A 13,582-nucleotide genomic window follows, 5' to 3' on the forward strand; every position below is an offset into this window, starting at 1 on the left:
GACTTCGACGGCCGATGTGGCTGGGTCGGGGCCGGATGCCGCGTCCGGTACCGGTCGTTCGCCCGGGGCGGAAACCGGTGAGTCGGTGCCTACTCCCAGCGCGGCCGCGGGAGAGTTCCCGAACGCAGGAGAACCCGATGCGGCCGAGGGCCAGGGCGGTGAGCCCCGGACGACCGTGTCTGCGGAGGGGCAGGCGGCGTCCAGTCAGCCGGGGAAGGCTGTGGGCGTTGCCGCGCCGGGCTCGGGTTCGCCGCAGGAGGCGGGACCCGGCGCTCGAGCGGCGGGCCTGGCACGTCAGCCGGGGGCGGATGAGTCGGGGGACGGCGGCGAGTCGACGGGGTCGTCGCCGGACAGCGCGCCGGTGGATCGGCCTGCGTCGTCGGAGTCGGGTGGTGCGGCGAAGTCCGGTGGCGCGGCGGTCCAGGGAGCGGCCCCGGGTGCGGAATGGTCGCCGACGGCGGAGGCGGGTGGCACATCTGCGCAGGTGGGGGCGTCGGGTGCTGCGGGGCCGTGGCCTGGTGGTGCTTATCCGGCCGCACCGGGTGTGTGGCAGCAGCCGGGTTCGGGTTGGCAGGGAGGGGCTGTATCTCCGCATGGTGTCTGGGGGTCTCCGGCTGGCCAACCGCCCGGGCCGGGGTGGCCCGGGGTGCCGCAGCAGTCGGCTCCGGGATGGGCGGGTGGAACGCCGGGGCATGGTGGGGTGCCGGGTGCGCCCGGTGCTGGGATGCCGATGGTAGGAGCGCCCGGTGGTGTCCAGGTGCCGGGAGGGCCCGGTGGTGGTGTCCCGGTGCCGGGGCTGCCGGGCAGCGGGCTGCCGGGTGGCGGGCTGCCGGGTGGCGGGCTGCCGGGAGTGCCTGGTGGACCGCGCCCGGTGTCGGCGTTGCACGGTAGGTCGCGGCCGGTTCCGGGTGTTCCGGGCGGGCCGTGGCAGTTCCCGGGCGTGCCCGGTGGGCCGAGGCCGGTACCGGGTTGGCAGGGGCGCGCTCGGGGCGGGCAGTTCGGCGGTCGGCCGGTGGAGCGTATGCCGTGGTGGCAGCGGGAAGGGGTGATCTCGCGCGTGCTGGCGGTGGCCGGGGTGGGGGTCACCTTGATCGGTGTGTTGATGCTGCTGGTGTTGGCCGCGCAGGCGGGGTTCTTCGGTCCGGTAGCGAGAGTTGTTGCGGGGGCCGCACTCTCGGTCGGGCTTGTCGGAGCCGGGTGGCGGGTGTTCGGGCGACCTGGCGGACGGGTCGGCGGTATCGCGCTGGTGGCGACCGGAATTGCGGGCGCCTACCTGGATGTTGTTGCGGTGACCGGCTATTACGAGTGGGTGCCGACCGGCGTCGGTCTCGTGCTGGCACTGGCGGTCGCCCTGGCCGGGGTCGGGATGGCTGTGCGATGGCAGTCGCAGCCGCTGGCGGTCGGTGTGGTGCTGGGCGCCGCGATCCTCTCGCCCGCGTTGACGACCGAACTGTCGCTGCTCGGTTTCCTGGTGGTGTTGCAGGCGGCCGGGGTGCCGGTGCAACTGCGGCGCGCATGGCCGGTCCTGCACATCGCGCGCACCCTTCCGGTCGTCTTGGCGACACTGACCATGGTCGCCGTGACCGGCCTCGACGCGGCGATCTCCGACACCGAGGCGAAGAACACGATCGGCCTGCTGCTCGCGGCCCTCGCCTGCGCGGTGATCGGCCTCCTCGGCGCGGTCCTCGCCGTCCGCCACCGTCGCACCGACATCACCGCCAGCGTCACCATCGTCCTCACCGCCCTGCCCGTCCTCGCGACGGCAATGCTGTTCGACCGTGTACCCGCCGCGGCCATCACCGGCGGATTCGCCTCCGTCCTCCTCGCCCTCGCCGCGACCGCCCTCATGCGCGGTCCTGCCTCGTCCGGTCCTGCGGTGTCCGGTCCTGCAGGGTCCGGTCTTGCGGTGTCCGGTCCTGCCGGGTCCGGTCTTGCGGCGTCCGGTCCTGCCGGGTCCGGTCGTGCCCCGTCCGGTTCTACCGTGACCGGCGCGGTGCCAGTCCCCGCGATGCCCGGCTCTGCCATCCCCGGCTCCACCCGCTTCGGCCTCCCATCGCACACCACCCTGGTCAGCGCACTCACCGGTGCGGTGGCACTCGTGCAGACCTGTGTCACCGGCACCGGCGCCCACCCGCACCTGCTGCCGACCGCCCTGTCCACAGTCGCCTTGGCCTTCCTCGCCGTCGCCGCGACCACCCGCAATCGTGTCGCAGCCGCACTCGGCGCCGCCTTCGCCCTGCTCGGCGCCCTGACCCTGCTCACCATCGCCTCCCCGGAAACCCTCGGCCTACACCGCCTCGCCGACCAGCACCTCGACCTCGCGACCGCACTCGCCGCCGTGCTCGGCGCGGGCACCGCCGCCATGACCGCCTGGACCGTCGCCCGCCTCCCGCGCGACACCGACACCACGCTGGTCACCGCCGCGTGGGTCGTGGCGAGCCTGGCCGGTCTGTACTACGTGCTGGTCACCGCGGTGTCGCTGGGAGTCACCCTCGGCACCCCCGACGGATTCATCATCGGCCACAGCCTGGCCACCATCATCTGGATGATCGTCGCCACCGCCGCCGTCTTCTACGGCCTGCGCCGCCTCACCACCGCCCCCGCCACCGCCAAGGTCTACCTGGTCACCGGCCTCCTGGTAGCCGCCGCGGCCCTGGCCAAACTCTTCCTCTTCGACCTGGCCACCCTCTCCGGCATCATCCGCGTAGCCGCCTTCCTCGCCGTAGGAATCCTGCTCCTCCTCACCGGAACCCGTTACGCGCGCGCCTTCGCCGACTCCACTCACACCGAACCCAAGGGATAGATGCGTGCAGACACCGTTTCAAGTTCAGCAATCATCTTGTAGAACTGGCGGAAGCCCCGAAGCGCGGCGAAGAACCGGGCCGACCGATCTCGGTCTTCCCACGTGAAGGCGCGGTCGCGACACCGCGTGCGCGGACCGACAGACGCGGTCTGTCGGCCGATGTGGAGTCGCTGATCCAGCGGCAGCTCGAGCGTGACCGGTTGCGGGAGATCATCGACGACGCCGAGACCGAACGTGGCGAGGTGGACAACGCGGCAGTCGAAGCCAAGCGGGCTGTTCTCCGCTCGGCGTCCGCTGGTCCGGATGACGCCCACATGAGCGGCACTCAGGTACCTGACGCCGTGCCGAAATAGTGGTATCTAGCTCCTGTGATGCATGAGCATCACTGATAATGATGCTATGATGTCATCATGCGCACCACGGTAACTCTCGACCCCGATGTCGCGGCCCTGCTCGCGAAGCGGATGCGTGAGACCGGGGCGTCGTTCAAGAAAGCACTCAACGATGCCCTCCGCGCGTCGTTGTCTCCGCAGCGGTCACGCGCCGAGTTCCGCTTGCCTGCCCGCGACCTCGGCACACCGACGGTCGACCTCGTCAAGGCGCTACAGCTGGCAGCTTCGCTCGAGGACGAGGAGATCGTCCGAAAGCTGGAGCTGCGTAAGTGAAGATCGTCGACCTGAATGTGCTGCTGCACTCGGTCAACACCGCCTCGCCGCACCACGCCGACGCGCATGGATGGTTGACGAAGGCGCTCAACGGTCAAGAGCCGATCGGCTTCTGCTGGGCAGTCATCCTCGGCTATCTCCGGATCAGCACGAACCCCCGCATCTTCCCGAACCCCGCCACATCGGCAGAGGCGATCGACGACATCCGCTCCTGGCTCAGCAGTGAGATATCTGTCGTCGTAGGCCCCGGCTCGGGTCACGTGGACGTGCTCGACGGCATCCTGCAACGCTGCGGAACAGCGGGAAACCTCGTGACCGACGGGCACATCGCGGCTCTCGCAATCGAACTGGGCGCCGAAGTGGTCACCTTCGATACCGATTTCCACCGATTCGATGGCGTCCGAGTCTTCCGGCCTGCTCGATAGATGTCGAGTCAATTGATCGGTGAACCGATTTGAACCACATGGCTGGCTCGACTCCATTTGATGCATTCATTCCAGGGGATTTGCGGAGGTGATTGCACCATAATCCAGTCGAGTCATGGTCACCGTTCCAAATGACGTATCTCTGAAATGCGCTCCAGTTTTCGAAGTGCTGATTGATAGTCAATTATGGGAGGCGTGCCAGTCAATTGGCTACTCAAGCCACGTATCTGGCATTTCATCCTCGTCGTCGATGTCGATAGGATGAGCCCAATCGTTTCTATGATGGCGGCGCTGCTCGGGTGCTGTGGTGGCCGCACTAATGTGCTGTCCCGCAGCCTCAATTTCCTCGACGACATCGAATCCTGCTCCGATTTCGAGAAGTCGGGTTAATTCAGGCGGAAGCTCGATTTCACAGTTCTGCAGTTGTCGCCACTCGATGGCACCGATGGCTAGATCTTCTGCGAGTCTACGAACTTGATCCGATGCGCGGGATCCTTGGGCCATGCGCGTGATCAGGTCAAGATTAATGACGATCATCGGTATGCTCTATCGGAAACAGATCAACATAGTCGTGACCGACGCTGCAAAAGCATAAACAACCGCAGCCCACTGTATGGGTTGTGATGAATCGCGAATTATCGTTGCGATAACTAGGATCCCGCCGATCCCACAAAATATTGCAGCGCCCACAGCCAGTGCCGGGCCTCCAAGAAATACTGATCCGGCAACAGCTAAGAGCGACAAGAGAATGCTCAGATAGGCAAGTTGATCCAGAAATAGCCCGCTTATAACTGAGCCTATTGCGAGGGCGATATTCCTAGCATCCCATTTCAATGACTCAGTCTTCTGGGCTGGTTTCTCATTATTTTCTTCCACAATTCCAACCAATCCTTGGGGTAATAATGTGGCGGAACAAGTTACGGGTAGCTATCATTATAATATTCCGATGGAAATGGGTCGAAGCTCGGATCGGCCGATAGTTCGGCCTTAGCTGGCCCACCGTACTGCGCGTTCATCGAGTCCATGTGTGTGCTCACGAGTTCGGAGCTGCTCGATTCTCCGCCGCAGAGGTTCTCCCATGTTTCGGCACCGCTTGCGACTAGTGCTGCCGCAGTATTCATATCGCCCCCGTAGGTACCAGAAAGCGCCTCCTGCTGCATCTCGGCTACTTGGTCCGCTGGTATCGGGGCTGATGTCTTGTACTGTTCTAGTTGCACCTTCAATTCGTCGATTGCCGAATCCAACCTGGACTTCGCGGCGGCGATGGATGATTCGATCTGCGACAGGCGGTCTACGGTGGCCATTACGACGACGCCGCCGTCGGAGACGCTGGTAGCGAGTCTCGAGAGAACACTGCTCCGGAGTATAAAATGAAGTCCTTGATTGTTCTCAAGAAATCAAAAAACAATGTCATTACCTTCCGGGCGTTATTGAGCATTGTGATGCCGTCCCAGATCGAGCGCGCAAGACGCACTTGTCCAACGACCGGAACTGCCGCGCTTATGCTCGCGACTCCGATGAGTGATATCACGGTTTTCACGACGTCGACTATCACTTGCGCCATCTTTACTGCTTCGTCGATGGCATCGATGACATGGTCGCCCATTCGCCGCATCGCGGTCGCTTGGTTCGAGTAGCATATGTCCCAACTCGTAAAATAGCGGGCCTCGGCACCGGAAGCTTCGCCAGTCCACGTACGGCTTATCGAGGATTGCCCAGATCTGAGATTGTCCCGAATAGCCTCGACGGAACTTGCGGATGACCTCCAGGCTGCTCCGTGCTCTGCGGCCGTACCGATATCCCCTGCGATCCATTTTGTGAGATATTCTCGGGGGTCGGGGCCCATTGCCGCGATCAGGTCGCAGACCTTATTCTGCATTCTCGTGAAGTCGACCAGTGGCAGTTCTCGCGATTCGTCAACAGGATTGGCTAGAAATGCGGCGTAATCGAATACATCGATGAATCCATCTGCCACCCCGTCATCGTAGGATCTAACGGGCTGACTGTCGAGTTTCGCGATTGCAGATGCGAAATTATGGTCTGTACGCTGATACTCGTCTGCACAATACAGCAGAGCCTGCCTCGTCTCCAGCATGCGTGTGCTGTCTGTACTGAGAACTTCGTGAAATACGGGGACGAGCTTCCCGTACTCATATGTGATCTGCTCTAGAATCCGGCCGAAGTCCGCATCAGTAATGTATATGACCGCGTACTTTCTGATCGCTTCAAGACTGTGGCCTGCACGACCTACTTGTTCGCCCCAACCACGCAAATCGCTGAGTTCAACGCTAAAAGAGCTCAATCCTATTCCTTCATATTGGGCTTTGAGTATCGATCCGGCGACGCTAACCGGCTGTATGAATGCTATCGATCAACTGGGCAAGCTGGCGCGATTGCGTATGCTGCGTCGCTGGTTTGAATGTCAGTTCGTGGGGGTTGCGGGTGATGGTGTAGCGGCCGTCGTCGGTGAAGTCGCGCCATTCGAGGGTGTGGGTGGGGGTGGGGCGGTCGAGGATGGTGCCTTGGTAGAGGGCTGCGGAGCCGCCGCCGTGGGTGGGGCGGTCGATGAAGCGGCGGTAGCGTTCGTGGGGGGAGTTGTGGGCGACATCTTCGAGGTAGGTGTCGTGGTTGGGTTTGGTGTCGCGGGTGGGGAAGGTGACGGCGGGGTGGGTGCCGGGGGCGAGTTTGGGGAGGTAGGTGGTGAGGCGTTGGGGGAGGTTTTCGGGGCGGCCGAGGTGGATGGTGATGGGGCCGTCGTGTCCGTTGCGGATGATCTGGTCGAGGATGACGGCTTGGTAGCCGTTGTGGGTGGCGTGGATGCGGTATTGGGCGGTGGTGTTGTCGCGGGTTTTGGTGGTGCTGCCCGAGATTTCGATGTGCCAGGTGGCGGTGGTGGCGGTGTCGATCGCGCGGCGGAGTTCGGACAGCTCGTCACGGGTGTAGCTGGCCAAGAGTCGGGCGCGGTGGTTGTCGAAGTCTTGTTGGTAGGGGAAGCGGGATAGGTAGTGCAGGGGGCGGGGGAAGCGGTCGACGGCGTCGCTGTACCAGTGGGCGGCGAAGTCGTCGGGGTCCAGGGTCCAGGCGGTCACTGGGGCCCACCTTCGGGTTCGACCGGCTTGGTTTGAGCTGCGAGGAATCGCGAACCGAGCGCTTGGGGAGTCGCTTTGGCGATCTCGCCGAGGAGTTCGCGAGTGTTCTGCTCGTTGATCAAGTAGTCGGGAATCTCGTGGGTCGACTCGTCGTCCTTGCCGCGGCCTGCTCCCGCGCCGCCCATCATGCCGGGGGAGCTCATCCCGCGTCCGCCCGTAGCGCTGGCGGCGGTCACGCCAGCGACTGTGGCGGGGGTGACGCTGGTAGGCATGCCGGGGGTTACGCGGCCAGGGTTGAGAGTTGTGCCGGGAGTACCGCCCGCTGGGGTGCCGCCGCCGGGGCTGCTCGGTGAGCCGGGGGAGTTGGGTGTGGTGGGTTTGGTGTCGGGGGTTGTGGCAGGGGTGGTGCCAGCGGGTTGGGTGCTCGCTGGGTCGGTGTCGTCGTCACCGTCGTCTGTGGTGTCGTCGTCGCTGGTGTCGTCACCGTCGTCGGTGTCGTCATCGTCGGTCGTGTCATCCGACGTCTCGTCTTCGTCGCCCTCGTCGTCGGTCGGGTCTTGTGGGGTTTCGTCGTCTCCGGTGGTGTCGTCGGGGTCGTCGGTGTTCTGGTTCGGTTTGCCGCCGCCACCGGTGTCGTCGTCGTCATCGCCACCACCGGTGGGGACGAACGTGTCGTCGATGAGGCTGGTGGGGTGGTCGAGGACGGGCAGCCCGTTGTCGATGGTTTCGAAGGGAGTGACGTAGGCCGCGGCCATGATCGCTTGGGCTTCTTCTTCGTCGTCGTCGCGTCCGCGTTCGAACTCGTCGTTGTTGATCCAGCGGTCGTTGATATCCCAGATGTCGGGGTCGTCTTTGCGTGGCGGCAGTGATGTTTTGGTGTTGGAGGCGGCCAGGACCGAGTCCGAGATCAGGCGGGCTACGGTTTCGAAGGTGCCGGTAAGGGAGTCGGCTTTGGTGGTGTAGGTGTTGATCGCGGTCTTGGAGGCTTCGGCGGCGTTGCCTTCCCAGGCTTGGGCGATGGCGGTGTTCATGCGGGTGCGGAAGGTTTCCAGGCCGATGGTCCAGTCGGTTTTGGCTTGCCAGTAGACGGCGACGGCGTCGAAGGCGGGATCGCCGTTGACGGGGGTGAAGCGGTCGATGATCTCGTTGTGTTTCAACGCTTTCGGGCGTTCGGTGTGTGGGGGGATCTTCGCGCCCTCGGTCCCGGCCATCAGTGGGCTCCGGGAAGCTGGTCCAGGCGTTCGGTTTCGGCGCTGAACCGGGCGGCGAAGGATTGGTCTTCGGCGATGAAGCGGTCGCGGATGGCTACGTGGAGCAGGCGGATGTCCTCGACGGCGTTCCAGTGTTCTTGCAGGACGGTGTGGAAGTCGTTGCCGTCTTCCTGGCCTTTGGACTTCTTGCGGAACCGGTCGGCCATGGTGGTCGCGGAGGTGAGCTGCGAGCCGGAATGGTCACCGAAACCCCAGGTCTGAAGCGTGGACAGGTCACCGATCTTCGTCTGGATCTGCTTGATCGTGGTCTTGAATGCTTGGCATTCGTATTCGATCTTGGCGAACTCTTCGGGGTCCATGCGGACGGTGAGGCTGCCGTTCTTCGCTTCGGTGATCAGCGGTGCTAGCGGTGTGTCGGCCATCGAGTCGTCCCCCTTGTGTCGATCTGGTTTTCAGTTGAGAAGTCAGGCTCCAGCGGGAATGGCCGGTGCGATCTTCTCGGCCAGCGTCCGCGCGATGGTGCAGGCCGGGATGTGTGCCGTGGCGGGCGACGACTGCTTCGGATTGGTGACCGCGATGTCGAGGCTGCCGCCATCCATCTGGATGTTTGCCGTGCAGCTGTCGTCCAGCTCGGGCACCGCAGCGTCGCTGGCTCCCTGCCGAGAGACGATCGCCTGGCGATTGCCCGAAAGGACGAACTCCTCGGCATCACTGAAGTTGCGCGCGCGAATCATCTCAAGCGTGAGGTTCGTCGTGCGAATGGCCGTGCCGTAGCCGTCGCCGTTCTTGTAGACCCATCCGCAGCCGCGCCAATACGGCCTACTCGGTCCGCCCAGCGTCGACTCCCCGGTCGACACCAGATTCTCGGACTTGATCACCTCATCTGGGATCTGTGTGCACGGATCGAACCCGGTCGGCACCTCCGCCGCATAGGTCGGCGAAGTGTTGCCTGGTGCCGATTCGTCCTCGGATGGACCGCACGCGGCAACCATCAATACGGCACCGATCAGTGCGATGAGCCCGCCCCCGCGCGTCTTCGCCGCCCCCACCCATAGCCCTTCGATCGGCAGCCCCGCCCGGGCTGATGTCGCACGAAGCTATCAATTTCATCGGGGGGGGGGCAAGCTTCCAGAGCAGCGCGCTCAGATGTTCGCGTGGTAGGAGTCTATGTCGGAGTCGGGGTCCTCGATCAGGCGTTGGGCGAGTTCGGCGTCCACGATGAACTGCCGCACGGTCGTGAGCAGGGGTGACGGTGGCATGTTGGCGGCCAGCTGGTGGAAAGGGGCGATCAGGTCGATGCCGAAGCGTTGGCATTCGGAGATGATGGAGGGAATACCGGTGTCCTCGGCGCCGAGTTCGGCGCGCATCCTCGCGATGGCTTCGGCTTGGGCGGTTTCGCGTTCGTGGACAAGGTGAACGAGCATGGCGTAGAGCTGGATTCGTCGGCGTTCTACTGTCTCGGGTTCCGCATCGCGTGGGTGGTCGGGGAGGCGATCAGGCCGGTCGGTGTCAGTCCGAAGCCCTCGGCGACAAGGGTTTCGGCGAGATCGGCGAGATCGCCGGTCTTGTCGGCCATGAAGGCCATGGCCTCGCCGAGGGTACACAGCATCGCGGCCAGCCGTTGTCCGACCTGGCGTGCGGCGTGCTCCCGTTCTTTCAGCTGTGCGGAGCGGTCTCGGAGTTCCTGTTGGAGCCAACGGGTGATGTGTAGTGCGGTGCCCAGTAGCCAGCGCTGGTCGGGGTCTTCGGAAAGTGGTTGTCCACCTTCTTGATCCAGGAAGGTGTTCCAGACTCGTAGCTGGGCGATGATGGTGGCGTTGTCGATCTCGGGGCGGCAGTACTTCTCGCGGAAGTCGATGCCGACCTGCTCGGGTGTGAGCGCGCGGATACTTGGATCGAGTTACCGGTGGTTGTCCCCTCCCATCCGGTCATCATGGCATGCGGGGTTCACGATCGGAATCGGACGCCTGCGGCGCGGCATTGAACCGATCGGAGCACCCAGGGGTGCCGGTGTCGTAACCCCCTGCCCCGGACTCCCGATCGCCATACCCCGATAGACCCTCTCGGCCAACACTTCTGGCCCCGCGTCGGAATCGACGCGTGGCTGGGTTGGACCGTGTCGAAGGTGTGCACTCCCGAGCCGACACGGTGCGTACGTGCGAGGCGTACGACGGTGGTACTCGCAGACGGCTGGGTAGTGGGGTGTGGGTGGATCCCCCTGGTCGGGCTCGTCGGTGACGACCATCGAACGGCCGGGGCCGGGGTGGTGAGACAGCGGGTCATCTCGACCGCGTGGGCGTCACTCCGCGGGAAGTGCGTGGTCCGAGGGGTGAACGCGTGGCGCGGGAGCTGGGAGGCTCGTGGATGACGGCTCGGCAATGGAGACGCCGAGGTGTTGCAGGGTAGGGTGACCCCTACGGTGCGGACAGGTGCATGCTGTTTCGTACCCAGGCCCTCGGAGAGTGTTGACGCACTCCCGGGGGCCGATCTATGTGCGCGACGGTACACCTCGAGTAACCGATCGGCAAATAGGTTGGCGCGGTTGGCATCTCGATTGTTCGAGGTAGGCGAGTCGTGGCCTCGTGGCTGGCAGTTGCCGGACTTTCACGGTGCCGGTCCCGTACTGCGAGAGAGGGACTCGCGCCTGGCCCTCAGAACGCGAGTGCCGACCAGGGTATGTCGATCGGGAACGGGTAGGCGAAGGTCACGGCGGAGTCGTCGGTCGGTGTCCATTCGCCGACGATCAGGTAGTTCGCCGGACGCAACGGCGTGACCCCCTGCGGCAGTTCGGCATGACCGGTCTCGAGCGCGTACGCGCGGATCTGGGCGATCGAGCTCGTCTCGCGGTGTAGGCTGACCTCCCAATACCAGGGAATGCCCGCGCCCGCGTAGCGCGCCTTCTTCGCTTCCATGTCGGTCTGGGTGTTCGACGGGGAGAGGACTTCGCCGACCAGGACCGTATCGCCCGCTCGCACATCGGCGAACGGCGGCAGGCACCGGTGCACGAGAAAATCCGGCGTCAGGAAATCAGACTTTCCGGATGCGCCGAGAAAGACGTTGGTCTCGGATTCGACTTCCCAGCACTGCTCGGGGCGGGCCGAGGTCTCGTCGCGAGCGCACTGCTCGATCTCGTTCGTGAGTCTGCGGGTGAACTTCTGGTGCTCGCGCGGACCACGCCGCAGCCACACGACACGCCCATCCCAGAGCTCGATCTGATCGGCGAGGTGCTCAGGCAGCAGTTCGAGCTCATCCCAGGTCATGTATTCAGGGAGCTCATGATGCTCCGCATTCTGCCTGGACATGCTCCTATGCTACCCGCCCGCAGGTCTGAGGCTATTCGGTGTCGTCCTCGCGGCGGCGGAGGAGTTCGTTCACGCTGACGGTGCGGCCCTCGTTGCCGGTGTGGCGGCCTTCGTCGTCGGCGGGGGTGCCGCGGCGGGAGGAGCGGAGCTGGGCCATCCAGTTCTCGATCTCGTTGCGGTTGTCGGCGTTGCCCTCCTCGGATTCCGGTGTGGGGGAATCTGATTCGGTGGTGCCGTTCGCGGCTGGTGCCTCTGCCGGGACGGGGGTGAAGCCGTCGGGGGCCTGCCAGTGGCCGGGCTGGTCGACCGATGTGCTCGCGGGCTCTCGGGGCGGTGCCCAGCCGACCGGGCCCTGTGGCGGGGTGTCGTCGCGACGGGCGGGGGTGGGGTCGGCGGCGCCGTGCCAGGTGGTGGCGTGGTTGTCGTCGGGCTGGGGGACCGGCGGCGTGGAGGCGATGTCGTCGGACGGTGCCTCGGTGGGGGGCGTGGCCGGGCCCTCGGTGTCGTTCGAGTCGCCGAACGACGACGGGTAGGGCTCGTTGTCCGCGGGGTTGACCGGGGAGAACATCGGGTCGGCCGCGAAGGTGTTGTCGGAGAACGGCGTCGGGTTGCCGCTGCCGGTCGGAGTGCTCGACTCGGCAGAGGGATCCGACGGGAATGTCCGGAACCTGTCGGGGGTCGCGGGCGGATCGGTCGGCTCTTCCTGGGTGACGGGGGAGAAGACCGGGCCGCGGTCGCCCGCCGGGGTTTCGGGGTCGCTGTTCCACGGCGTGGACGGTTCCTGGGGTTCGACCGGGACCGGGGTGCCGAAAACGTCGCGGGCGGAAGGGGTTTCCTGGCCGCCGAGCGGGCGCGGGATGAGCGGTCGCACCGGGGTTTCCGGGTCGGTGGGGGCCTCGGCTCGATGGGCGCCCGGGGTCACCGAGAAGTCGGTGGCCGGGGGGACGAAACCGGCATCCTCGGTGGATTCGTCGTCGTCCGCCGTGCGCGGTTCCGGTTCGGGGGTGGGCAGCGGGGTGAAGCCGCTGAAGGTGCCGCCCGCCGGAGGTTCGGTCGGACGCGGCTGCGGAGTGATCATGCTCGGGCGCGACGGGTTCACGATGCCGGGCGGCGTGACGATTCCCGGCGGCGGCGCGCTCGAGGTGCTGGGCCGGGTGGGCGTGACGATGCTGGGTCGCGGCGTCGGCTCGTCATCGAACCCCGCGGTACCCGGCGTCGACACCTGCGGCACAGCCGGATTCTCGCCACCCCGTGGCGGGACATACCCGCTGGGCGGCTGCACCCGCTCCGAACCACGCGGCGGACCGGGGGTACGCGGCGAAGCGCCAGCCCGACTCGATTCGTCCGCACCGGCCTCGGCACCACGCACCGCACCGGGCAGCCCGGCACCGGGAGTACGCGGCGAAGCGCCACCCCAACCCGACTCATCCGCACCGGCAGACGGGTCCTGGGAAGACCCGATCACGCCGGGGACCTCATCTGCCCCATGACCGGCGCCGATCACGCCGTCGGTGAGCGGAGCGCCCATACCGGAGCCGATGGCGCTAGCGCCACCGAAGCCATCGGTTTCACCGGAACCGGGTCCGCCGTTCGCGTTGCCGAATCCGGCTGGTCCACGGTTCGCGCCACCGGATGCGTGATCGCCGAAGCCGTCGGCTTCACCGAAGCTGGTTCCGCCGTTGGTGTTACCGCTGAGTCCGGCAGGCCCATGGCTGGGTCCGGTCGGTGCTCGGTCGCTGATGCTGTCGCCGCCATGGTTCGGGCGGTCGAAGCTGGTGGGTCCACCGGTCGGCGCGCCGGGGCTCGCGCCACCGAGGTCGTCGGCGTCATCGAAGTTGGTGCCGCCGTTCGGGCTGTCGCCGAAACTGGCTGGGCCGCGTGTCGATCCGCTCGGTGCCGGGCCGCCGAAGTTGACGGCTCCGCCGTCGCGGCTGCTGCCGAGGCTGTCGGCCTCGCCGTTCGAGAGTCCGCCGAATCCGGCGGGACCACGGCTCGTGCCGTTGGGGAAGCTGGCGGGATCGGCGTTCGGTGCACCGGGCGTCGTGCCGCCGAGGGCGTTGGCGCCGAAACCGTCGGCTGCGCCGTTC

Annotated in this window: 14 protein-coding genes; 3 read left to right on the forward strand and 11 right to left on the reverse strand. The window is 65.6% G+C overall.

The genetic code is table 11. The features are described from left to right. The first annotated feature begins 1,021 nt into the window (after positions 1 to 1,021). On the forward strand, positions 1,022 to 2,803 hold the full coding sequence (locus QC180_RS03645; protein WP_278261098.1) for a DUF2339 domain-containing protein: 1,782 nt from the start codon (positions 1,022 to 1,024) through the stop codon (positions 2,801 to 2,803). Here QC180_RS03645 and QC180_RS03650 read toward each other — a convergent pair. Continuing rightward, complete coding sequence (locus QC180_RS03650) at positions 2,782 to 3,117, reverse strand: hypothetical protein (RefSeq protein ID WP_278261099.1); 336 nt, start codon at positions 3,115 to 3,117, stop codon at positions 2,782 to 2,784. The genes QC180_RS03645 and QC180_RS03650 overlap by 22 nt on opposite strands. Positions 3,118 to 3,213: 96 nt before the next feature. Here QC180_RS03650 and QC180_RS03655 point away from each other — a divergent pair, with 96 nt between their 5' ends. Further along, positions 3,214 to 3,468 (forward strand): antitoxin, encoded by a 255-nt coding sequence (locus tag QC180_RS03655; RefSeq protein ID WP_278261100.1) that lies wholly within the window; start codon positions 3,214 to 3,216, stop codon positions 3,466 to 3,468. Then, complete coding sequence (locus QC180_RS03660; RefSeq protein WP_278261101.1) at positions 3,465 to 3,893, forward strand: type II toxin-antitoxin system VapC family toxin; 429 nt, start codon at positions 3,465 to 3,467, stop codon at positions 3,891 to 3,893. Before QC180_RS03655 ends, QC180_RS03660 begins: the two co-directional genes overlap by 4 nt. A gap of 210 nt (positions 3,894 to 4,103) precedes the next feature. Here QC180_RS03660 and QC180_RS03665 read toward each other — a convergent pair whose 3' ends face one another. The 10 genes from QC180_RS03665 to QC180_RS03710 all read right to left on the reverse strand — a co-directional run bounded on the left by QC180_RS03665 (position 4,104) and on the right by QC180_RS03710 (position 11,495). Beyond that, on the reverse strand, positions 4,104 to 4,430 hold the full coding sequence (locus QC180_RS03665) for a hypothetical protein (RefSeq protein ID WP_278261102.1): 327 nt from the start codon (positions 4,428 to 4,430) through the stop codon (positions 4,104 to 4,106). A 380-nt stretch (positions 4,431 to 4,810) separates the two neighbouring features. Further along, positions 4,811 to 5,197, reverse strand: a complete 387-nt coding sequence (locus QC180_RS03670; protein WP_278261103.1) for a hypothetical protein — start codon at positions 5,195 to 5,197, stop codon at positions 4,811 to 4,813. Beyond that, positions 5,197 to 6,195 carry a WXG100 family type VII secretion target gene (locus QC180_RS03675; RefSeq protein ID WP_278261104.1) on the reverse strand — a complete coding sequence of 333 codons (999 nt, stop codon included), beginning with the start codon at positions 6,193 to 6,195 and terminating at the stop codon, positions 5,197 to 5,199. The genes QC180_RS03670 and QC180_RS03675 overlap by 1 nt, the downstream gene beginning before the upstream one ends. A gap of 43 nt (positions 6,196 to 6,238) precedes the next feature. Next, positions 6,239 to 6,982 carry an ESX secretion-associated protein EspG gene (locus QC180_RS03680; RefSeq protein WP_278261105.1) on the reverse strand — a complete coding sequence of 248 codons (744 nt, stop codon included), beginning with the start codon at positions 6,980 to 6,982 and terminating at the stop codon, positions 6,239 to 6,241. After that, entirely contained in the window at positions 6,979 to 8,193 is a 1,215-nt protein-coding gene (locus QC180_RS03685; protein ID WP_278261106.1) for a hypothetical protein, read from the reverse strand. Before QC180_RS03685 ends, QC180_RS03680 begins: the two co-directional genes overlap by 4 nt. Continuing rightward, positions 8,193 to 8,615, reverse strand: coding sequence for a hypothetical protein (locus tag QC180_RS03690; protein ID WP_278261107.1), 423 nt, complete (start codon positions 8,613 to 8,615; stop codon positions 8,193 to 8,195). Before QC180_RS03690 ends, QC180_RS03685 begins: the two co-directional genes overlap by 1 nt. A 42-nt stretch (positions 8,616 to 8,657) precedes the next feature. Further along, a complete protein-coding gene (locus QC180_RS03695) occupies positions 8,658 to 9,242 on the reverse strand; it encodes a DUF3558 domain-containing protein (protein ID WP_278261108.1) in 585 nt (194 codons plus the stop codon). 93 nt (positions 9,243 to 9,335) lie between these two features. Next, positions 9,336 to 9,617, reverse strand: coding sequence for a hypothetical protein (locus QC180_RS03700; RefSeq protein ID WP_278261109.1), 282 nt, complete (start codon positions 9,615 to 9,617; stop codon positions 9,336 to 9,338). A gap of 26 nt (positions 9,618 to 9,643) precedes the next feature. Beyond that, the gene (locus QC180_RS03705; RefSeq protein ID WP_278261110.1) at positions 9,644 to 9,802 is read right to left on the reverse strand and encodes a hypothetical protein; all 159 of its coding nucleotides are present in this window, start codon (positions 9,800 to 9,802) and stop codon (positions 9,644 to 9,646) included. A gap of 1,042 nt (positions 9,803 to 10,844) precedes the next feature. Next, positions 10,845 to 11,495 carry a Uma2 family endonuclease gene (locus QC180_RS03710; RefSeq protein ID WP_278261111.1) on the reverse strand — a complete coding sequence of 217 codons (651 nt, stop codon included), beginning with the start codon at positions 11,493 to 11,495 and terminating at the stop codon, positions 10,845 to 10,847. Between the last annotated feature and the right edge of the window lie 2,087 nt (positions 11,496 to 13,582).

Source organism: Nocardia anocheti, from assembly GCF_029675105.1.
Taxonomy (GTDB): Bacteria; Actinomycetota; Actinomycetes; order Mycobacteriales; family Mycobacteriaceae; genus Nocardia.

Bases quoted from the DNA above. Each gene is read 5' to 3' on its own strand.
- QC180_RS03700 (WP_278261109.1), bottom strand. From the start codon at position 9,617: ATGCTCGTTCACCTTGTCCACGAACGCGAAACCGCCCAAGCCGAAGCC.
- QC180_RS03670 (WP_278261103.1), bottom strand. From the start codon at position 5,197: ATGGCCACCGTAGACCGCCTGTCGCAGATCGAATCATCCATCGCCGCC.
- QC180_RS03645 (WP_278261098.1), top strand. From the start codon at position 1,022: ATGCCGTGGTGGCAGCGGGAAGGGGTGATCTCGCGCGTGCTGGCGGTG.
- QC180_RS03655 (WP_278261100.1), top strand. From the start codon at position 3,214: ATGCGCACCACGGTAACTCTCGACCCCGATGTCGCGGCCCTGCTCGCG.
- QC180_RS03685 (WP_278261106.1), bottom strand. From the start codon at position 8,193: ATGGCCGGGACCGAGGGCGCGAAGATCCCCCCACACACCGAACGCCCG.
- QC180_RS03690 (WP_278261107.1), bottom strand. From the start codon at position 8,615: ATGGCCGACACACCGCTAGCACCGCTGATCACCGAAGCGAAGAACGGC.
- QC180_RS03705 (WP_278261110.1), bottom strand. From the start codon at position 9,802: ATGCTGTGTACCCTCGGCGAGGCCATGGCCTTCATGGCCGACAAGACC.
- QC180_RS03665 (WP_278261102.1), bottom strand. From the start codon at position 4,430: ATGATCGTCATTAATCTTGACCTGATCACGCGCATGGCCCAAGGATCC.
- QC180_RS03710 (WP_278261111.1), bottom strand. From the start codon at position 11,495: ATGTCCAGGCAGAATGCGGAGCATCATGAGCTCCCTGAATACATGACC.